Annotated in this window: 12 protein-coding genes; 2 read left to right on the top strand and 10 right to left on the bottom strand. The window is 64.0% G+C overall.

The annotated features are described in order from the left end of the window. Positions 1-3: 3 nt before the first annotated feature. The 10 genes from ACFPTO_RS03060 to rpsB all read right to left on the bottom strand — a co-directional run bounded on the left by ACFPTO_RS03060 (position 4) and on the right by rpsB (position 10,732). Positions 4-540, bottom strand: a complete 537-nt coding sequence (locus ACFPTO_RS03060) for an OmpH/Skp family outer membrane protein (protein WP_377709412.1) — start codon at positions 538-540, stop codon at positions 4-6. A 93-nt stretch (positions 541-633) separates the two neighbouring features. Next, the gene (gene bamA / locus ACFPTO_RS03055) at positions 634-2,952 is read right to left on the bottom strand and encodes an outer membrane protein assembly factor BamA (RefSeq protein WP_377709361.1); all 2,319 of its coding nucleotides are present in this window, start codon (positions 2,950-2,952) and stop codon (positions 634-636) included. A 66-nt stretch (positions 2,953-3,018) separates the two neighbouring features. Continuing rightward, positions 3,019-4,395 (bottom strand): RIP metalloprotease RseP, encoded by a 1,377-nt coding sequence (gene rseP, locus ACFPTO_RS03050; RefSeq protein WP_377709360.1) that lies wholly within the window; start codon positions 4,393-4,395, stop codon positions 3,019-3,021. Between the two features lie 71 nt (positions 4,396-4,466). Beyond that, the gene (locus ACFPTO_RS03045) at positions 4,467-5,648 is read right to left on the bottom strand and encodes a 1-deoxy-D-xylulose-5-phosphate reductoisomerase (RefSeq protein WP_377709358.1); all 1,182 of its coding nucleotides are present in this window, start codon (positions 5,646-5,648) and stop codon (positions 4,467-4,469) included. 10 nt (positions 5,649-5,658) lie between these two features. Beyond that, the gene (locus ACFPTO_RS03040; RefSeq protein ID WP_377709357.1) at positions 5,659-6,468 is read right to left on the bottom strand and encodes a phosphatidate cytidylyltransferase; all 810 of its coding nucleotides are present in this window, start codon (positions 6,466-6,468) and stop codon (positions 5,659-5,661) included. Further along, a complete protein-coding gene (uppS, locus tag ACFPTO_RS03035) occupies positions 6,462-7,244 on the bottom strand; it encodes a polyprenyl diphosphate synthase (protein ID WP_377709356.1) in 783 nt (260 codons plus the stop codon). The genes ACFPTO_RS03040 and uppS overlap by 7 nt, the downstream gene beginning before the upstream one ends. Before the next feature lie 63 nt (positions 7,245-7,307). Beyond that, positions 7,308-7,868: a ribosome recycling factor gene (frr, locus tag ACFPTO_RS03030; RefSeq protein WP_377709354.1), complete on the bottom strand. Its 561-nt coding sequence runs from the start codon at positions 7,866-7,868 to the stop codon at positions 7,308-7,310. A gap of 98 nt (positions 7,869-7,966) precedes the next feature. Continuing rightward, positions 7,967-8,683: a UMP kinase gene (pyrH, locus tag ACFPTO_RS03025; protein ID WP_377709353.1), complete on the bottom strand. Its 717-nt coding sequence runs from the start codon at positions 8,681-8,683 to the stop codon at positions 7,967-7,969. 224 nt (positions 8,684-8,907) lie between these two features. Next, positions 8,908-9,789, bottom strand: coding sequence for a translation elongation factor Ts (gene tsf, locus ACFPTO_RS03020; RefSeq protein WP_296654328.1), 882 nt, complete (start codon positions 9,787-9,789; stop codon positions 8,908-8,910). Between the two features lie 187 nt (positions 9,790-9,976). Next, positions 9,977-10,732, bottom strand: a complete 756-nt coding sequence (rpsB, locus tag ACFPTO_RS03015) for a 30S ribosomal protein S2 (protein WP_377709352.1) — start codon at positions 10,730-10,732, stop codon at positions 9,977-9,979. 462 nt (positions 10,733-11,194) lie between these two features. On the opposite strand from rpsB, the gene map reads away from it, so the two are divergent. Next, on the top strand, positions 11,195-12,016 hold the full coding sequence (gene map / locus ACFPTO_RS03010) for a type I methionyl aminopeptidase (RefSeq protein WP_377709351.1): 822 nt from the start codon (positions 11,195-11,197) through the stop codon (positions 12,014-12,016). A 328-nt stretch (positions 12,017-12,344) separates the two neighbouring features. Beyond that, positions 12,345-14,924 (top strand): [protein-PII] uridylyltransferase, encoded by a 2,580-nt coding sequence (locus ACFPTO_RS03005; protein ID WP_377709350.1) that lies wholly within the window; start codon positions 12,345-12,347, stop codon positions 14,922-14,924. Positions 14,925-14,980 lie beyond the last annotated feature (56 nt).

Here is a 14,980-nt window from a genome sequence, read left to right as displayed (position 1 = left end):
TGCTTAATTGCTGCCCGACGAGCCGGCAAGCGCCTTGATCACCTGGTCGGTGATATCGATGCGCGGGCTCACGTAGACGGCTTCCTGCACGATCAGGTCGTAATGCTGCTGCTCGGCGATCTGCTTGATCACCTTGTTCGCCCGCTCCAGCACCGCGGCGAGTTCCTCGTTGCGACGCTGGTTCAGATCCTCGCGGAATTCGCGCTGCTTGCGCTGGAAGTCGCTGTCGAGCTGCGAAAGATCGCGCTGCTTCTGCGCGCGGTCGGTGGCCGACATCGCGACGCCGCTCTTGTCGACCGACTCGGACATCGTCTTCAGACGCTGCGCCATGTCCTGCAAGTCCTTGTCGCGCTTGGCGAACTCGGCCTCCAGCTTGGTCTGCGCGGCCTTCGCCGGGACGGATTCGCGCAGGATGCGATCAGAGTTGACTGCCGCGATCTTCGCCTCCTGCGCCTGGGCGACGCCCGCGTCGAGAGCAAACACCGCCAGCGACAACGTCATGGCCCCGATCACCCGTCTTGAATACTTACCCGTTAGCAAAGTCATCCTCTCGTTTCTCTGGATTCCGATTTCCATACAACCCGCTATACAACCCGCTGTACGACTTCGCCGTACAGCGTCTGGTTCGCGCCGTCAGAATGCTGTCCCGATCTGGAACTGGAACTTCTGGTACTGGTCGCCCGTGTGTTTCTGGAGCGGGAAACCAAGGCTCAGCTTGAGCGGACCGATCGGCGAGATCCAGGCCAGGCCCGCACCGTAGGCGTAACGCAGGCCGTTCGCGCCGATACTGCTGCCTTCCGTGCCCCAGACGTTACCACCATCGATGAAGGTGAAGACGCGCAGTGTGCGGTCGTAACCCGTGCCCGGCAGCGGGAACGTCAGTTCGATGTTGCCGACAACCATCTTCGAGCCGCCGATCGGGTCGTTCGTCGACTTGTCGCGCGGACCCAGCGAGCTCGGCTCATAGCCGCGCACCGAACCGATACCGCCGGCGTAGTAGTTCTTGAAGATCGGGAACGGTTTGCCGCCGAGGCCATTGCCGTAGCCGCCCTGGATGTTCAGGCCGAGCACGAAGCCGCGCGCGAACGAGTAATAGTACTGCGCCTGGACATCGGCCTTGTAGTACTCCGTCCCGCCCGCCGGCGTGCCGTATTCGGCATTCGCCTGCGTGAAATAGCCCTTGCTCGGCACGAGCGCGCTGTCACGCGAGTCGCGCGACCAGCCGATCGTCAGCGGCACGTTGTTCGACACGCGGCCGAAGTGGTCCACATAATCTTTGTAGCTCTGCGGCGTGTTGGCGTCGACGTCGAGGCGGTCCTGCTCGAGGCCCAAGCCGAAAAACACCGTATCGACTTCCGAGAACGGAATGCCGAACTTCAGATCGCCGCCGACCGTGATGATGCGGAAGCTCGAATCGGTCGAGTAGTACAGCGGCTGATACGTGCGGTAGTAGACGTCCGTGATGCGCTTGATGCCGTCCACGGTGAAGTACGGGTCCACCTGCGTGACCGACAGCGTGCGGTATGTCTGCGCGGTATTCACGTTCAACGACAGCGACTTGCCCGAACCGAACACGTTGTCCTGCGACACGCCCGCCGAGAGCACCACCTTGTCCGTCGACGAGAAACCCGCGCCCAGCGTAATCGCGCCGGTCGGCTTTTCCTTGACGTTCACATTCACGTCCACCTGGTCAGCTGTGCCTTCCACGGGCACCGTCGTCACGTCGACGTCGGTGAAGTAGCCGAGACGATTGATGCGGTCCTTCGAGAGCGCAAGGCGGTTCGAGTCGAACCACGAGCTTTCGAGCTGGCGCATTTCGCGGCGCACGACTTCGTCGCGCGTACGCGTGTTGCCGATCACGTTGACGCGGCGCACATAGACGCGGCGGCTCGGATCGACCTGCAGCGTGAGTTCGACCGTGTGGTGTTCCTGGTCGATCTTCGGCAGCGCATTGACCGTGGCGAACGCGTAGCCGTATTCACCGAGCTTGTCGACGATGGCCTTCGTCGTGCTCTTCAGTTTTTCCGCCGAGAACTTATCGCCCGGCCTGATCTTGATCAGCTTCTTCAGCTCGGCCTCGCGGTCGAGCATATTGCCGGACAACTGGATGCCCGACACCGTGTACGGCTGGCCCTCGTGGATCCCGATCGTCAGGAACATGTCCTTCTTGTCGGGCGAGATCGACACCTGCGTCGAGTCGATATTGAACTCGAGATAACCGTGGTCGAGGTAGTAAGAGCGCACGTTCTCAAGGTCGCCCGTGAGCTTTTCCTTCGAGTACAGGTCGTTCTTCGTGTACCAGGAGAACCAGTTCGGCGTGGAGAGCTGCATTTCGCCGAGCAGCGTGCCGCTGCTGAACGTCTTGTTGCCGATGAAGTTGATCTGGCGGATCTTCGCGTTCGGGCCTTCGTTCACCGAGAACAGCAGGCTGACGCGATTGCTGTCGATCGGCGTGACCGTCGTGATCACCTGGGCGGCGTAGAAGCCGCGCGTGAGGTACTGGCGCTTGAGTTCCTGCTCGGCCTTGTCGACGAGCGATTTGTCGTAGTAGCGGCCCTGCGAGAGACCGACCGCGTGCAGCGCCTTCGTGAGGTTGTCCTTATCGAACTCGTGGATGCCCGCGAAGTCGATCGTGCCGATCGCCGGACGCTCCTGCACCTGCACGATAACGACATTGCCTTCGGAGGCGATCTTCACGTCGTTGAAGAAGCCCGTCGCGTAAAGCGCGCGGATCGCCTCGGAAGCTTTGTCGTCGTTGAAAGTATCGCCCTGTTTGATGGGCAGATACGCGAAAACGGTGCCCGGCTCGACGCGCTGCAGCCCTTCGATCCGGATATCCTGAACCACGAACGGCGTAGTCGCTGCCGCAGTTACTGCATGAGCAACCAGTCCATGCGCGGCCAGGGCGGCGGCCGCAACGGTCTTTGGAACCAAGCGATGAGGTCTGAACAACGTGCTTCCCCAGGTATGTATAGCTGTATCAGGTCAGGCGGCCCGTCCCGGACGCCGCCCGACATTTTAAAAATGGATTAACCTAGCCAGATCGTTGAACAACGCAATCGCAGATAGCGCGACGATGCAGGCTAGACCCGCACGCTGCAGCACGAGCTGCCAGCGTTCGGATACGGCTTTGCCCGTTACGGCTTCAACCAGATAATATAACAGATGCCCCCCATCCAATACCGGAATTGGGAGCAGGTTGAGCACACCGAGGCTAATACTCACAAGCGCGAGGAACGACAGAAATGCCGATGGCCCAAGCCGCGCACTCTTGCCCGCATAGTCGGCAATCGTCACCGGACCCGATAGATTCTTCAGCGACGCTTCGCCCGTAATCATGCGGCCGAACATCCGAAGCGAGTAAACCGCGATCTCCCAGGTGCGATGGGCGCCGAGCTTCACGCTCTCGATCGGCCCGTAGCGCACCTCCACCGAAGGCGCCTGTGCCGCCAGCGCCGCACCGATGTGGCCCACGGTCTCACCCGTTTCGTCGTCGCGCTGGCCGACCGGCGTGACCGTCAGCATCAGCGGCTGGGTGGCGTTGCCGCGCATCACTTCGAGATGCAACGGCTTGCCTGCATGCGCCTTCACATACGAGATGAACGTGCCCGCGCTGTCGACCGGACGGCCATCGATTGCACGCAGATGGTCGCCCTTGCGCATGCCGGCGCGCTCCGCTGCGCTGCCCGGCTCGACGCCCGCGACCTGCAGCGTGCCGCCGCCGGCTTCGAGGCCGAGGTGCGACATGAAGTCGTCGTCGAGGTCCTTGCCGCGCAGTTTGCCGAGATCGAGCGGGAAATCGTAGGTGCTGCCGCCGTCGCGGGCCGCGAGCACGACGTGGCCGTGATCGAACGCCACCGCCAGCAGCTTCCAGCGCAGATCCGACCATGAGCGCACCGGCTGGGTATCGTTGCCGTTCGCATTCGTGACAGAGACGATTTTCTCGCCGCCCTGGAACCCCGCCTGGGCAGCGGCAGAATGCGCGGGCGGCGCGGCGACGATAGCCGCGGGCTCGTTCACGCCCGACGCGAACACGAGCGCAAACAATGCGATGGCCAGCAGGAAGTTGGCGATGGGGCCCGCCACGACAATCGCGATCCGCTTGCCGACCGGCTGCCGGTTAAACGCGTGCGGGAGTTCGTGCGCGGGAATGCGCTCGTCCGACTCGCGTTCGTCGAGCATCTTCACGTAGCCGCCGAGCGGCAGCGCCGCGATGGTCCACTCGGTACCGGTCTTCTTGCTGACCCATTGCACGATCGGCTTGCCAAAGCCGATCGAAAAGCGCAGAACCTTCACGCCGCACAGGCGCGCGATGCTGTAATGCCCGTATTCGTGGACGACGACAAGCACGCCGATCGCCACGAGAAAAGCCACCAGTTCGGTGAGCAGGTTCATATGCGCCTCCTGCTTGCGCGGCGTGCCGGTGCGTAACGCGCGAAACGTGCATTACGCGGCCTGAAACGGCCTCAGGCGGGCACCGGCAGGCTGTCGATGATGGTGTACGCCGCACGGCGCGCCGCGGCATCCGCTTCGAGTACGACGTCGAGGTTCGACGCGGCCGTATTGTCGAGCGCGTTAAGCACTGCGTCGACCGTCTGCGCGATCGCCATGAAACCGATGCGGCGGTTAAGGAACGCCTCCACCGCGACCTCGTTGGCCGCGTTGAGCGCCGCGCTCGCCACGCCGCCTTCGGCCAGCGCCTTCATCGCGAGCGCGAGACACGGGAAGCGTGCGTAGTCGGGCTTCTCGAACGTGAGCGTGGCGACCTGCGTCAGATCGAGTTGCGCGACGCCCGAATCGACGCGATCCGGGAACGCCAGTGCGTGCGCGATCGGCGTGCGCATGTCGGGGTTACCCAGTTGCGCGAGCACCGAGCCGTCCGCGTACGAGACCATCGAATGGATCACGCTCTGCGGATGGATCAGCACGTCGATGCGCTCGCCAGGCAGTTCGAACAGATAATGCGCCTCGATCACTTCGAGGCCCTTGTTCATCATCGTCGCCGAGTCGACCGAAATCTTGCGGCCCATCGACCAGTTCGGATGCTTGCACGCCTCGTCCGGCGTCACGCCGACGAGCGTGGCCGGTTCGCGCGTACGGAACGGCCCGCCCGAAGCGGTGAGGATGATCTTCGTGACGCCGCCGTGCAGCTCGCGCTCGCGCGGCAGGCACTGGAAAATCGCGTTGTGCTCGCTGTCGACCGGCAGCAGGATCGCGCCGTTGTCGCGCACCGCGTCCATGAAGATGTCGCCCGACATCACGAGCGCTTCCTTGTTCGCGAGCAGGATGCGCTTGCCGGCCTTCGCCGCCGCGAGCGTGGGCACGAGACCCGCCGCGCCGACGATTGCGGCCACAACGGTATCGCAGCCGTCGCTCTTCGAGACGTCGACGAGCGCCTGCGGACCATGGGTCACGACAGTGCGGCAGCCCGCTTCGCGCAGTTTCTTCTCGACGCGCGCGGCAGTGTCCGCGTCGCCGACCACGGCCACTTCGGGCGTAAAGCGCAGGCATTGTTCGACGAGCTTGTCGCCGTTGCGGTGCGCCGTGAGCGCATAAACCGAGAAGCGTTCCGGATGACGCGCGACCACGTCGAGCGTGCTGTCTCCGATTGAGCCCGTGGAGCCGAGCAGTGTCAGTCGTTTTTGCATATTCATGTCTCTAGCCGAGCAGCAGCATTGCAAGCGGCAGCACCGGCAGCAGCGCGTCGATACGGTCGAGCACCCCGCCGTGGCCCGGCAGGAGACCGCTCGAATCCTTCACGCCAGCCTGGCGCTTGAGCATCGACTCGAACAGATCGCCGATCACGCTGAACGCGACCAGCACGGTAAGCACAAAAAGCGCACGGCCTAAACCCAACTGGGCGGCCAGTGCGGAATAAAGCGTCGGCGCGAGGATGTGCAACGCAATCGCGGCGATCGACACCACCATCACGGCGGCCCAGCCGCCCACCGCGCCTTCCCATGTCTTGCCCGGGCTGATCGAAGGCGCCAGCTTGTGGCGGCCGAACGCCTTACCAGCAAAGTATGCGCCGATATCGGCCAGCCAGACGACCAGCAACAGGGACAGGACAAACGCCACGCCCGCCGTGCGCGCCGCGATGAGCGCGTGCCAGCAGGCCGCGAAGATCACGAGACCGCAGGCGAGCAGGAACACGCGCCAGACGCCCGCGGCGAGCGTCGGCTTGCGCAGCAGCACGTAAGGACCGGCGACGATCCAGAACACGCCAGCGGCCTGGAAGAGCGGGCGCGGCGCTTCGAGCTGGGCGCTCAGTATCACGACTGCCCCGGCGATGGCCGCATAGACGATCGAGCCGTTCTTCCCGGCCTTGAGCAGGCGCGCCCACTCCCACGCCGCGAACACGACCACGATACGGATCAGCGCACCGAACACCGGGATCGGCGCGAACAGCGTGACTGGCAAAAGGATGGCCAGCAGCACGACCGCCGTGATGACACGGGTCTTTAGCATGAAAGCGAGTCGGCGTTCTGGGATTGGGTGACGAGCTGGGCGCTCGTGCGGCCAAAGCGGCGTTCGCGTTCGACGTACGATTCGATCGCGCGGCCAAGCGCGGCGGCGTCGAAATCGGGCCAGTAGGTATCGGTGAAATAGAGTTCGGTGTAGGCGAGCTGCCACAGCAGGAAATTGCTGACGCGCTGCTCGCCACCCGTGCGGATGAACAGGTCGGGCTCAGGCGCATAGGCCATCGCCAGATGCTGGCCGAGCGTGTCCTCGGTCACCGGCACCGCCACGCCGCTCTTCGCGCTCTCTTCCACGAGCTTGCGGGTGGCCTGCATGATGTCCCAACGCCCGCCATAGTTTGCTGCGATCGTCAGCGTGAGACGGGTGTTGCGTGCGGTCTTGGTTTCGGCGCGGCGAATCAGATCCTGGATGCGCTCGTTGAACATCGACAGATCGCCGACCACGCGCAGACGGATCCCGTTCGCGTGCAGACGGCCCACCTCGCGCTCGAGCGCGGTGATGAAGAGGCGCATCAGGAACGAGACTTCCTCGGTCGGGCGCCGCCAGTTCTCGGAACTGAACGCGAACAACGTCAGATATTCGACGCCGCGTTCGACGCACGCTTCGACGGCAGAACGCACCGCGTCGACGCCACGCGTATGGCCCGCCACGCGCGGCAGGCGGCGCTGCGTTGCCCAACGGCCATTGCCGTCCATGATGATCGCGATGTGGCGCGGCACGGCCGCCACGTCGGGCACGCGAACGGTTGAGCTGGTATAGGTCATGGCCGTCGGACTATTACTGCGATAAAGAAGGGAAACCCTGTCTGGACTGAGAGCCTGGCGGCCTCAGACCGTCAGGATTTCGGCTTCCTTGGTCTGGACGAGCTTCTCGATCTCGGCCACGAAGCGATCCGTCAGCTTCTGGACGTCGTCGCTTGCACGGCGCTCGTCGTCTTCCGAGATTTCCTTGTCCTTCACGAGCTTCTTCAGTTGCTCGTTGGCGTCGCGGCGCAGGTTGCGCACGGCGACCTTCGCCGTCTCGCCTTCGCTCTTGACGACCTTCGTGAGTTCCTTGCGGCGCTCTTCGGTCAGCGCGGGCATCGGCACGCGAATCAGATCGCCGTGCGTGGCCGGGTTCAGACCCAGATCCGACTCGCGGATCGCCTTTTCGACGACCTGCACCATCTTCTTTTCCCACGGCTGCACGCCGATCGTGCGCGCGTCGACGAGCGTCAGGTTCGCGACCTGCGAGATCGGCACGGGCGAGCCGTAGTAATCGACCTGAATGTGATCGAGCAGACCGGTATGCGCCCGGCCAGTGCGGATCTTCGCGAGATCGCTCTTGAATGCTTCGATCGAGCGCTGCATTTTTTGCTCCGCGCCCTTCTTGATGTCAGCCACAGCCATTTTGAAACCTCCCAACCTTTAACGGTACGGACCGCCCGGCGCCTCGCCACTTCGCGAGGGGACGCGGCCCGCAATCGAGCCTCTCGGATGACGAGAGTTTACACGTGGACGAGCGTGCCCTCGTCTTCGCCCTGAACGATGCGCTTGAGCGCGCCCGGCTTGACGATCGAAAAAACGCGGATCGGCAGCTTCTGGTCGCGGCACAGCGCGAACGCCGTCGCGTCCATGACCTGCAGGTTCCGGCCGATCGCCTCGTCGAAGCTGATCGTCGAATAACGCGTGGCCGTCGGATCCTTCTTCGGGTCCGCCGAGTAGACGCCGTCGACTTTCGTTGCCTTCAGCACGACTTCCGCGCCGACTTCCGCGCCGCGCAGTGCGGCAGCCGTGTCGGTCGTGAAGAACGGGTTGCCCGTGCCGGCCGCGAAGATCACGACCTTGCCCTCTTCGAGCTGGCGAATGGCGCGCGGGCGGATGTACGGTTCGACCACCTGATCCATGCGCAGCGCCGACTGCACGCGCGCTTCGATGCCCGCGTGGCGCATTGCGTCCTGCAGGGCGAGCGCGTTCATCATCGTCGCGAGCATGCCCATGTAGTCGGCCGTTGCGCGGTCCATACCGGCTGCACCGCCCGCGACGCCGCGGAAGATGTTGCCGCCGCCGATCACCACCGCGAGCTGCGTGCCGAGCCGCACCACCTCGGCCACGTCCGCCACCATACGTTCGATCGTGGCGCGATTGATGCCAAAGGCATCATCGCCCATCAGGGCTTCGCCGGAAAGTTTGAGCAGGACGCGTTTATAGGCGGGTGTGGGCATGAGGTATCCAGATCGCGCGGAAAGGCAATAACTTGAAACTGTAGGGGTGAAATACAACTTCGGGCAAGCGCCGCCGGAACCGACGATGACCTGAGCCGCTGCGCGTCAGTCGTGCCGACGGGAGCCGGCCGCACGGGCGCCGCTGCGCTGCCCGCCGCGGCGGATTGCTCCGCCGCGGGTGCTACGGTACTGCGGGTACTGCTGTTGCTGTACGCGCGTGAACCTTATTGCTGCTTCGCAGCAGCGACTTGCGCGGCCACTTCGGCGGCGAAGTCGTCTTGACGCTTTTCGATGCCTTCGCCGACCACGAACAGCGCGAACTGATGAACCGTCGTGCCGGCAGCCTTCAGCATCTGCTCGATCGTCTGCTTGTCGTTCTTCACGAACGGCTGGTTCAGCAGCGAGACTTCCTTCAGGAACTTCTGCACCGAGCCTTCGACCATCTTCGAGATGATTTCGGCCGGCTTGCCCGATTCGGCAGCCTTCTGCTCGGCGATGCTGCGCTCCTTGGCGATCAGATCGGCCGGCACGTCGTCCGACGACAGCGAGACCGGCTTCATCGCGGCGATGTGCATCGCCACGTCCTTGCCGACCTGCTCTTCGGCGCCCGTGTACTCGACCAGCACGCCGATGCGCGTGCCGTGCAGGTACGAGGCCAGCTTGTTCGAGGTGGCGAAGCGCGCGAAACGGCGGATCGAGAGGTTCTCGCCGATCTTGCCGACGAGCGCGAGACGCACGGCGTCGACGGTCGAGCCTTCGAGCGGCAGCGCCGACAGGGCTGCGACGTCAGCGGGGTTTTGCGTGGCGACCAGCTCGGCCACCGTCTTCGCGAATGCGTTGAAGTCGTCGTTCTTCGCGACGAAGTCGGTTTCGCAGTTCAACTCGACCACGGCGCCCGCGCCGTTGCCGACATACGATGCGATCACGCCTTCAGCCGTGATACGCGAAGCCGCCTTGCTCGCCTTGTTGCCGAGCTTCACGCGCAGCAGCTCTTCGGCGCGCGCCATGTCGCCGTCGGCTTCCGTCAGCGCCTTCTTGCATTCCATCATCGGCGCGTCGGTCTTCGCGCGCAGTTCAGCCACCATGCTTGCGGTAATTGCCGCCATCATTCGCTCCTTGAGTCTGTCTGGTACACACCGGCCGCCTTTCGACGCGGCCAGCAGGAATTCGTTTTCCGCGAAACATGATTTTTACAGTCTCACGGTGCCGCGCATGTGGCACGGCAGCGAAAGTCACGGCTTAAAAAAAAGGGGCCTATGGAAAGCCCCCTTTTCTTGCCGGACACGGGGCAGCTTACGCCTCCGAATTGACCTCGACGAACTCGTCGTCGCCGTCATCGCCGCGCGCTGCGGCAACCACGTCGTTGACCGCGTTCGCACGGCCTTCGAGGATCGCGTCGGCCACGCCTTGCGTGTACAGCGCGACGGCCTTGCTCGCGTCGTCGTTACCCGGGATCACGTAATCCACGCCTTCCGGCGAGTGGTTCGTATCGACCACGGCGATGACGGGGATGCCGAGCTTGTTGGCTTCCGTCACGGCAATCTTGTGGTAGCCGACGTCGACGACGAAAATTGCGTCCGGAATGCCGCCCATGTCCTTCACGCCGCCGATCGACTTCTGCAGCTTGGCGATTTCACGTTCGAACAGCAGCGCTTCCTTCTTGCTCATCTTCTCGAGCTCGCCTGCTTCCACGGCCGCTTCCATGTCCTTCAGGCGCTTGATCGAAACCTTCAGCGTCTTGAAGTTGGTCAGCATGCCGCCGAGCCAGCGTGCGTTGACGAACGGCATGCCAGCGCGCAGTGCTTCCTCGGAGATCGTGTCGCGCGATTGACGCTTCGTGCCGACGAACAGGATCGTGCCGCGATTCGATGCCAGTTGACGCACGTACTTCAGCGCGTCGTTGTACATCGGCAGCGTCTTTTCGAGGTTGATGATGTGAATCTTGTTGCGATGGCCGAAAATGAAGGGGGCCATCTTCGGGTTCCAGAAGCGCGTCTGGTGACCGAAGTGGACACCGGCTTCCAGCATTTGGCGCATGGTAACTGCCATGAGAAATTCTCCGCTAGGGTTTGGGTCTGAAGCCGGCTGCCGCACCGGATGCGCCGCTTTTTCGCTGTAAATTACTGCATTCGTGGCGAAAAAATCGAAACGCAAACGGCACCCTGGATGCGCCGGCTCGCGAATATGCTGTCGTCACCGGAAATCATCCTGCTTCCGGTATCGCGCCCGCGACAGCAGCGGGCTCCTGCTTACTTCTTGATTCTTTCCTGCTTCTTTCTTGCCTCTTCCTTCTAAGCCACGCTACATTCCTTACATATTACGAAAGAATAGAGCGAGCGACTTAGCCGTAGAGTATAGCACGCGCAAAGCGGCCCACTCAAGCCAGCCATTGCCCTCGCAGACCTGCGCCGCCGCCAGCCAGCAGGTCTGCCGCCCTGCCTTTCAAAAGACAGCGACGCCTGGGATAAGGTGCGATAATTTAATATTCGACAGCATTTCCGGGCGCCCATCATGGCCATATCGATCAAGAATGAACACGACATCGCGCAAATGCGCGTCGCCGGCAAGCTGGCGAGCGAGGTGCTCGATTACATCACGCCCTATATTGCTGCGGGCGTAACGACCGGCGAGCTCGACCGCCTGTGCCACGAATACATGACCAATGTGCAGGGCACAGTGCCGGCGCCGCTCAACTACCAGCCGCCGGGCTACCCGCCGTATCCGAAAGCCACCTGCATCTCGGTCAACGACGTGATCTGTCACGGTATTCCGGGCGAAAAGACGCTGAAGAACGGCGACGCGCTCAATATCGACGTTACAGTCATCAAGGAAGGCTATTTCGGCGACACAAGCCGGATGTTCATCGTCGGCGAGGGTTCGATCCTCGTGAAGCGCCTTGTCCAGACGACCTATGAGTGCATGTGGCTCGGCATCGACCAGGTGCGCCCGGGCGCCCATCTCGGCGATATCGGCCACGCCATCCAGCGCTACGCCGAAGCGCAAGGCTACAGCGTCGTGCGCGAATATTGCGGCCACGGCATCGGCACGGTTTTCCACGACGACCCGCAAGTCCTGCACTACGGCCGCCCCGGCACCGGCATCGAACTCGTGCCCGGCATGATCTTCACCGTCGAACCGATGATCAACGCCGGCCGCCGCGAAATCCGCACGATGCCGGACCAGTGGACCGTCAAAACGAAGGATCGCAGTCTCTCCGCGCAATGGGAGCATACGGTGCTCGTCACCGAGACCGGCTACGAGGTGCTCACCGTCTCGGCGGGCACACCGGCCAAACCGGCGATCGTCGCTCAGGCCGCGGGCACGGCAGCCTGAAGCGCCGGACAGGCGAGCGGCGCGCGCTGCTCGCGGGCAGCGTCCAGCCACCTGCGCAGCCACCCGCGCACTTGCCCGACTCGTTGGCGGCGGCCGTGTGCCACCTGGCGCAGAACCGTCAGTCGCGAGACAATCCTGAAAGGTCGGGCGCGCTGCATCGATCCAACGTAGTTATCGGCAGTCATCGCAGCGCGATTGCGCACGCCCGCCCCGCCGGAGAGGGCGCGCGGCAGCGACACCGTCCGTTCCGGGCGGCTCACCGGCAGATCCGGCCGCGGCGCAGCTCCGGCCGGCCGCAATCCAACCCGCGCACGTACAACCCGAGCCCATGAGCGTTCCCGCCGCTGCCGTCCCCGATACGTCGTCGCTGAAATCCGACTACAAGGCCGCCAAGGCCCGGTTGCTGGAGCGTTTCCGCACCGCGACCAACGTCGACACGCTGATGCGCGCGCTCGCCCGCACCACCGACGAGACGCTGCGCAGCGCCTGGAACATGTGCGATCTGCCCGCGTCGCTGACGCTCGTCGCGGTCGGCGGGTTCGGGCGCGGCGAGCTCGCGCCTTATTCCGATGTCGACATCCTCGTGCTGTTGCCCGACGACGCGCCGCTCGCGCCGCTCGAAGCGCGAATCGAGCGCTTCATCGGGCTCGCGTGGGATCTCGGGCTCGAAATCGGCAGTAGCGTGCGCAGCGTGTCGCAGTGCCTCGATGAATCCGCGCACGACATCACGGTGCGCACATCGCTGCTCGAAGCCCGCCGCATCACCGGCAGCGCGACGCTCTTCGGCGACTTCGCGCAGCGCTATCGCGACGCGATGGACCCGCGCGCCTTCTTCCAGGCGAAGGTCCTGGAGATGCGCCAGCGCCACGCCAAATTCCAGGACACGCCCTACTCCCTCGAACCGAACGTGAAGGAAAGTCCCGGCGGCTTGCGCGATCTGCAGTTGATCCTGTGGGTCACTGAAGCCGCGGCGTTCGGCAGCAGCTGGCGCGAACTCGACCAGCGCGGACTGATCACCGCCCGCGAAGCGCGCGAACTGCGCCGCAACGAGGCATTCCTGAAGACGCTGCGCGCACGCCTGCATGTGACTGCAGGGCGCCGTCAGGACATCCTTGTGTTCGACCTGCAGACGGGCGTCGCGGAAAGCTTCGGCTACGTGGCGAGCGCCACGCGCCGCGCGAGCGAACTGCTCATGCGCCGCTATTACTGGGCCGCAAAGGCCGTCACGCAGCTCGCGACGATCCTGATCCAGAACATCGAGGCGCAACTCTTCCCGAGCACGAGCGGCATCACACGGGTGCTCTCGGATAACTTCGTCGAAAAGCAGGGCATGATCGAGATCGCGAGCGACGACGTGTTCGAGCGCGAGCCGCACGCGATCCTCGAAGCTTTTCTGCTGTACGAGCAGGTGGCGGGTTTGAAGGGCCTCTCGGCGCGCACGCTGCGCGCGCTTTACAACGCGCGCGAGACGATGAACCAGCACTGGCGGCGCGATCCCGAGAATCGCCGGCTCTTCATGGAAATCCTGATGCAGCCGAGCGGCATCACCCACGCCATGCGGCTCATGAACCAGACGAGCGTGCTCGGACGCTATCTGCTGAATTTCCGGCGCATCGTCGGCCAGATGCAGCACGACCTCTACCACATGTACACGGTCGACCAGCACATCCTGATGGTGCTGCGCAACATCCGCCGCTTTGCCGTCGTCGAGCATGCACACGAATACCCGTTCTGCAGCCAGTTGATCGCCAACTTCGAGCGTCCCTGGGTGCTGTATGTCGCGGCGCTCTTTCACGACATCGCCAAGGGCCGCGGCGGCGATCACTCGACGCTCGGCATGGCCGATGCGCGCCGCTTCTGCCACGAGCACGGCATCGAAGCCGACGATACCGCGCTGGTCGTCTGGCTCGTCCAGCATCACCTCACGATGAGCCAGGTCGCGCAGAAGCAGGACACGAGCGACCCCGAGGTCATCAAGCGCTTCGCCGATCTGGTCGGCACCGAGCGGCACCTGACCGCACTCTACCTGCTGACGGTCGCCGATATCCGCGGCACGAGCCCGAAGGTGTGGAACGCCTGGAAAGGCAAGCTGCTCGAGGACCTCTATCGCGCGACGCTCGCCGTGCTCGGCGGCGCGCGCCCCGATATGCACTCCAAGCTGAAGAAGCGCCAGGAGGAAGCCATCGCCCTGCTGCGCCTCGAAACCGTGCCGGAGAACGCGCACTGCGCGCTGTGGAAGCAGCTGGACGTCGGTTACTTCCTGCGCCACGACGCCGCCGATATCGCCTGGCAGACGCGCGTGCTCTATCGCCACGTCGAAGCGCCTGCGCCCGTCGTGCGCGCGCGGCCCTCGCCGATCGGCGAGGCGCTGCAGGTGCTCGTCTACGCGAAGGACCGCCCCGACCTCTTCGCGACGATGTGCGCCTACTTCGACCGCAGCGGCCTGTCCGTGCTCGACGCGCGCGTGAGCACGACGCGCCACGGCTACGCGCTCGATAACTTCATCGTCGCCCATACCGAAGGCGACGTGCACTACCGCGACATCGCGAACCTCGTCGAACTGGAACTCGCGGCGCGGCTGACCGCTGCCGGCGGCCCGCTGCCCGAACCGGGGAAAGGGCGTCTGTCGCGGCTCTCGCGCACGTTCCCGGTGACGCCGCGCGTCGATCTGCGAGCCGACGAGCGCGGCCAGTACTACATCCTGTCCGTGTCGGCGAACGACCGGCCGGGCCTTCTTTATTCCATCGCGCGCGTGCTGGCCGAACACAGGGTCGGCGTCCACGCGGCACGGATCAATACGCTCGGCGAACGCGTCGAAGACGTGTTTCTGCTCGACGGCGCGGTTCTCTCCGACAACCGTCTGCAGATCCGCGTCGAGACCGAATTGCTGCGCGCAATAGCAGTGTAAATAACCATGTCCACGAGAATTCGACTCACAGCGCGGCACCCGCGCCCGGCCACGCC

The organism is Paraburkholderia denitrificans (assembly GCF_042655705.1).
In the GTDB taxonomy this organism is placed as follows: domain Bacteria; phylum Pseudomonadota; class Gammaproteobacteria; order Burkholderiales; family Burkholderiaceae; genus Paraburkholderia; species Paraburkholderia denitrificans.
This window is presented reverse-complemented; position numbering and strand designations above follow the sequence as displayed.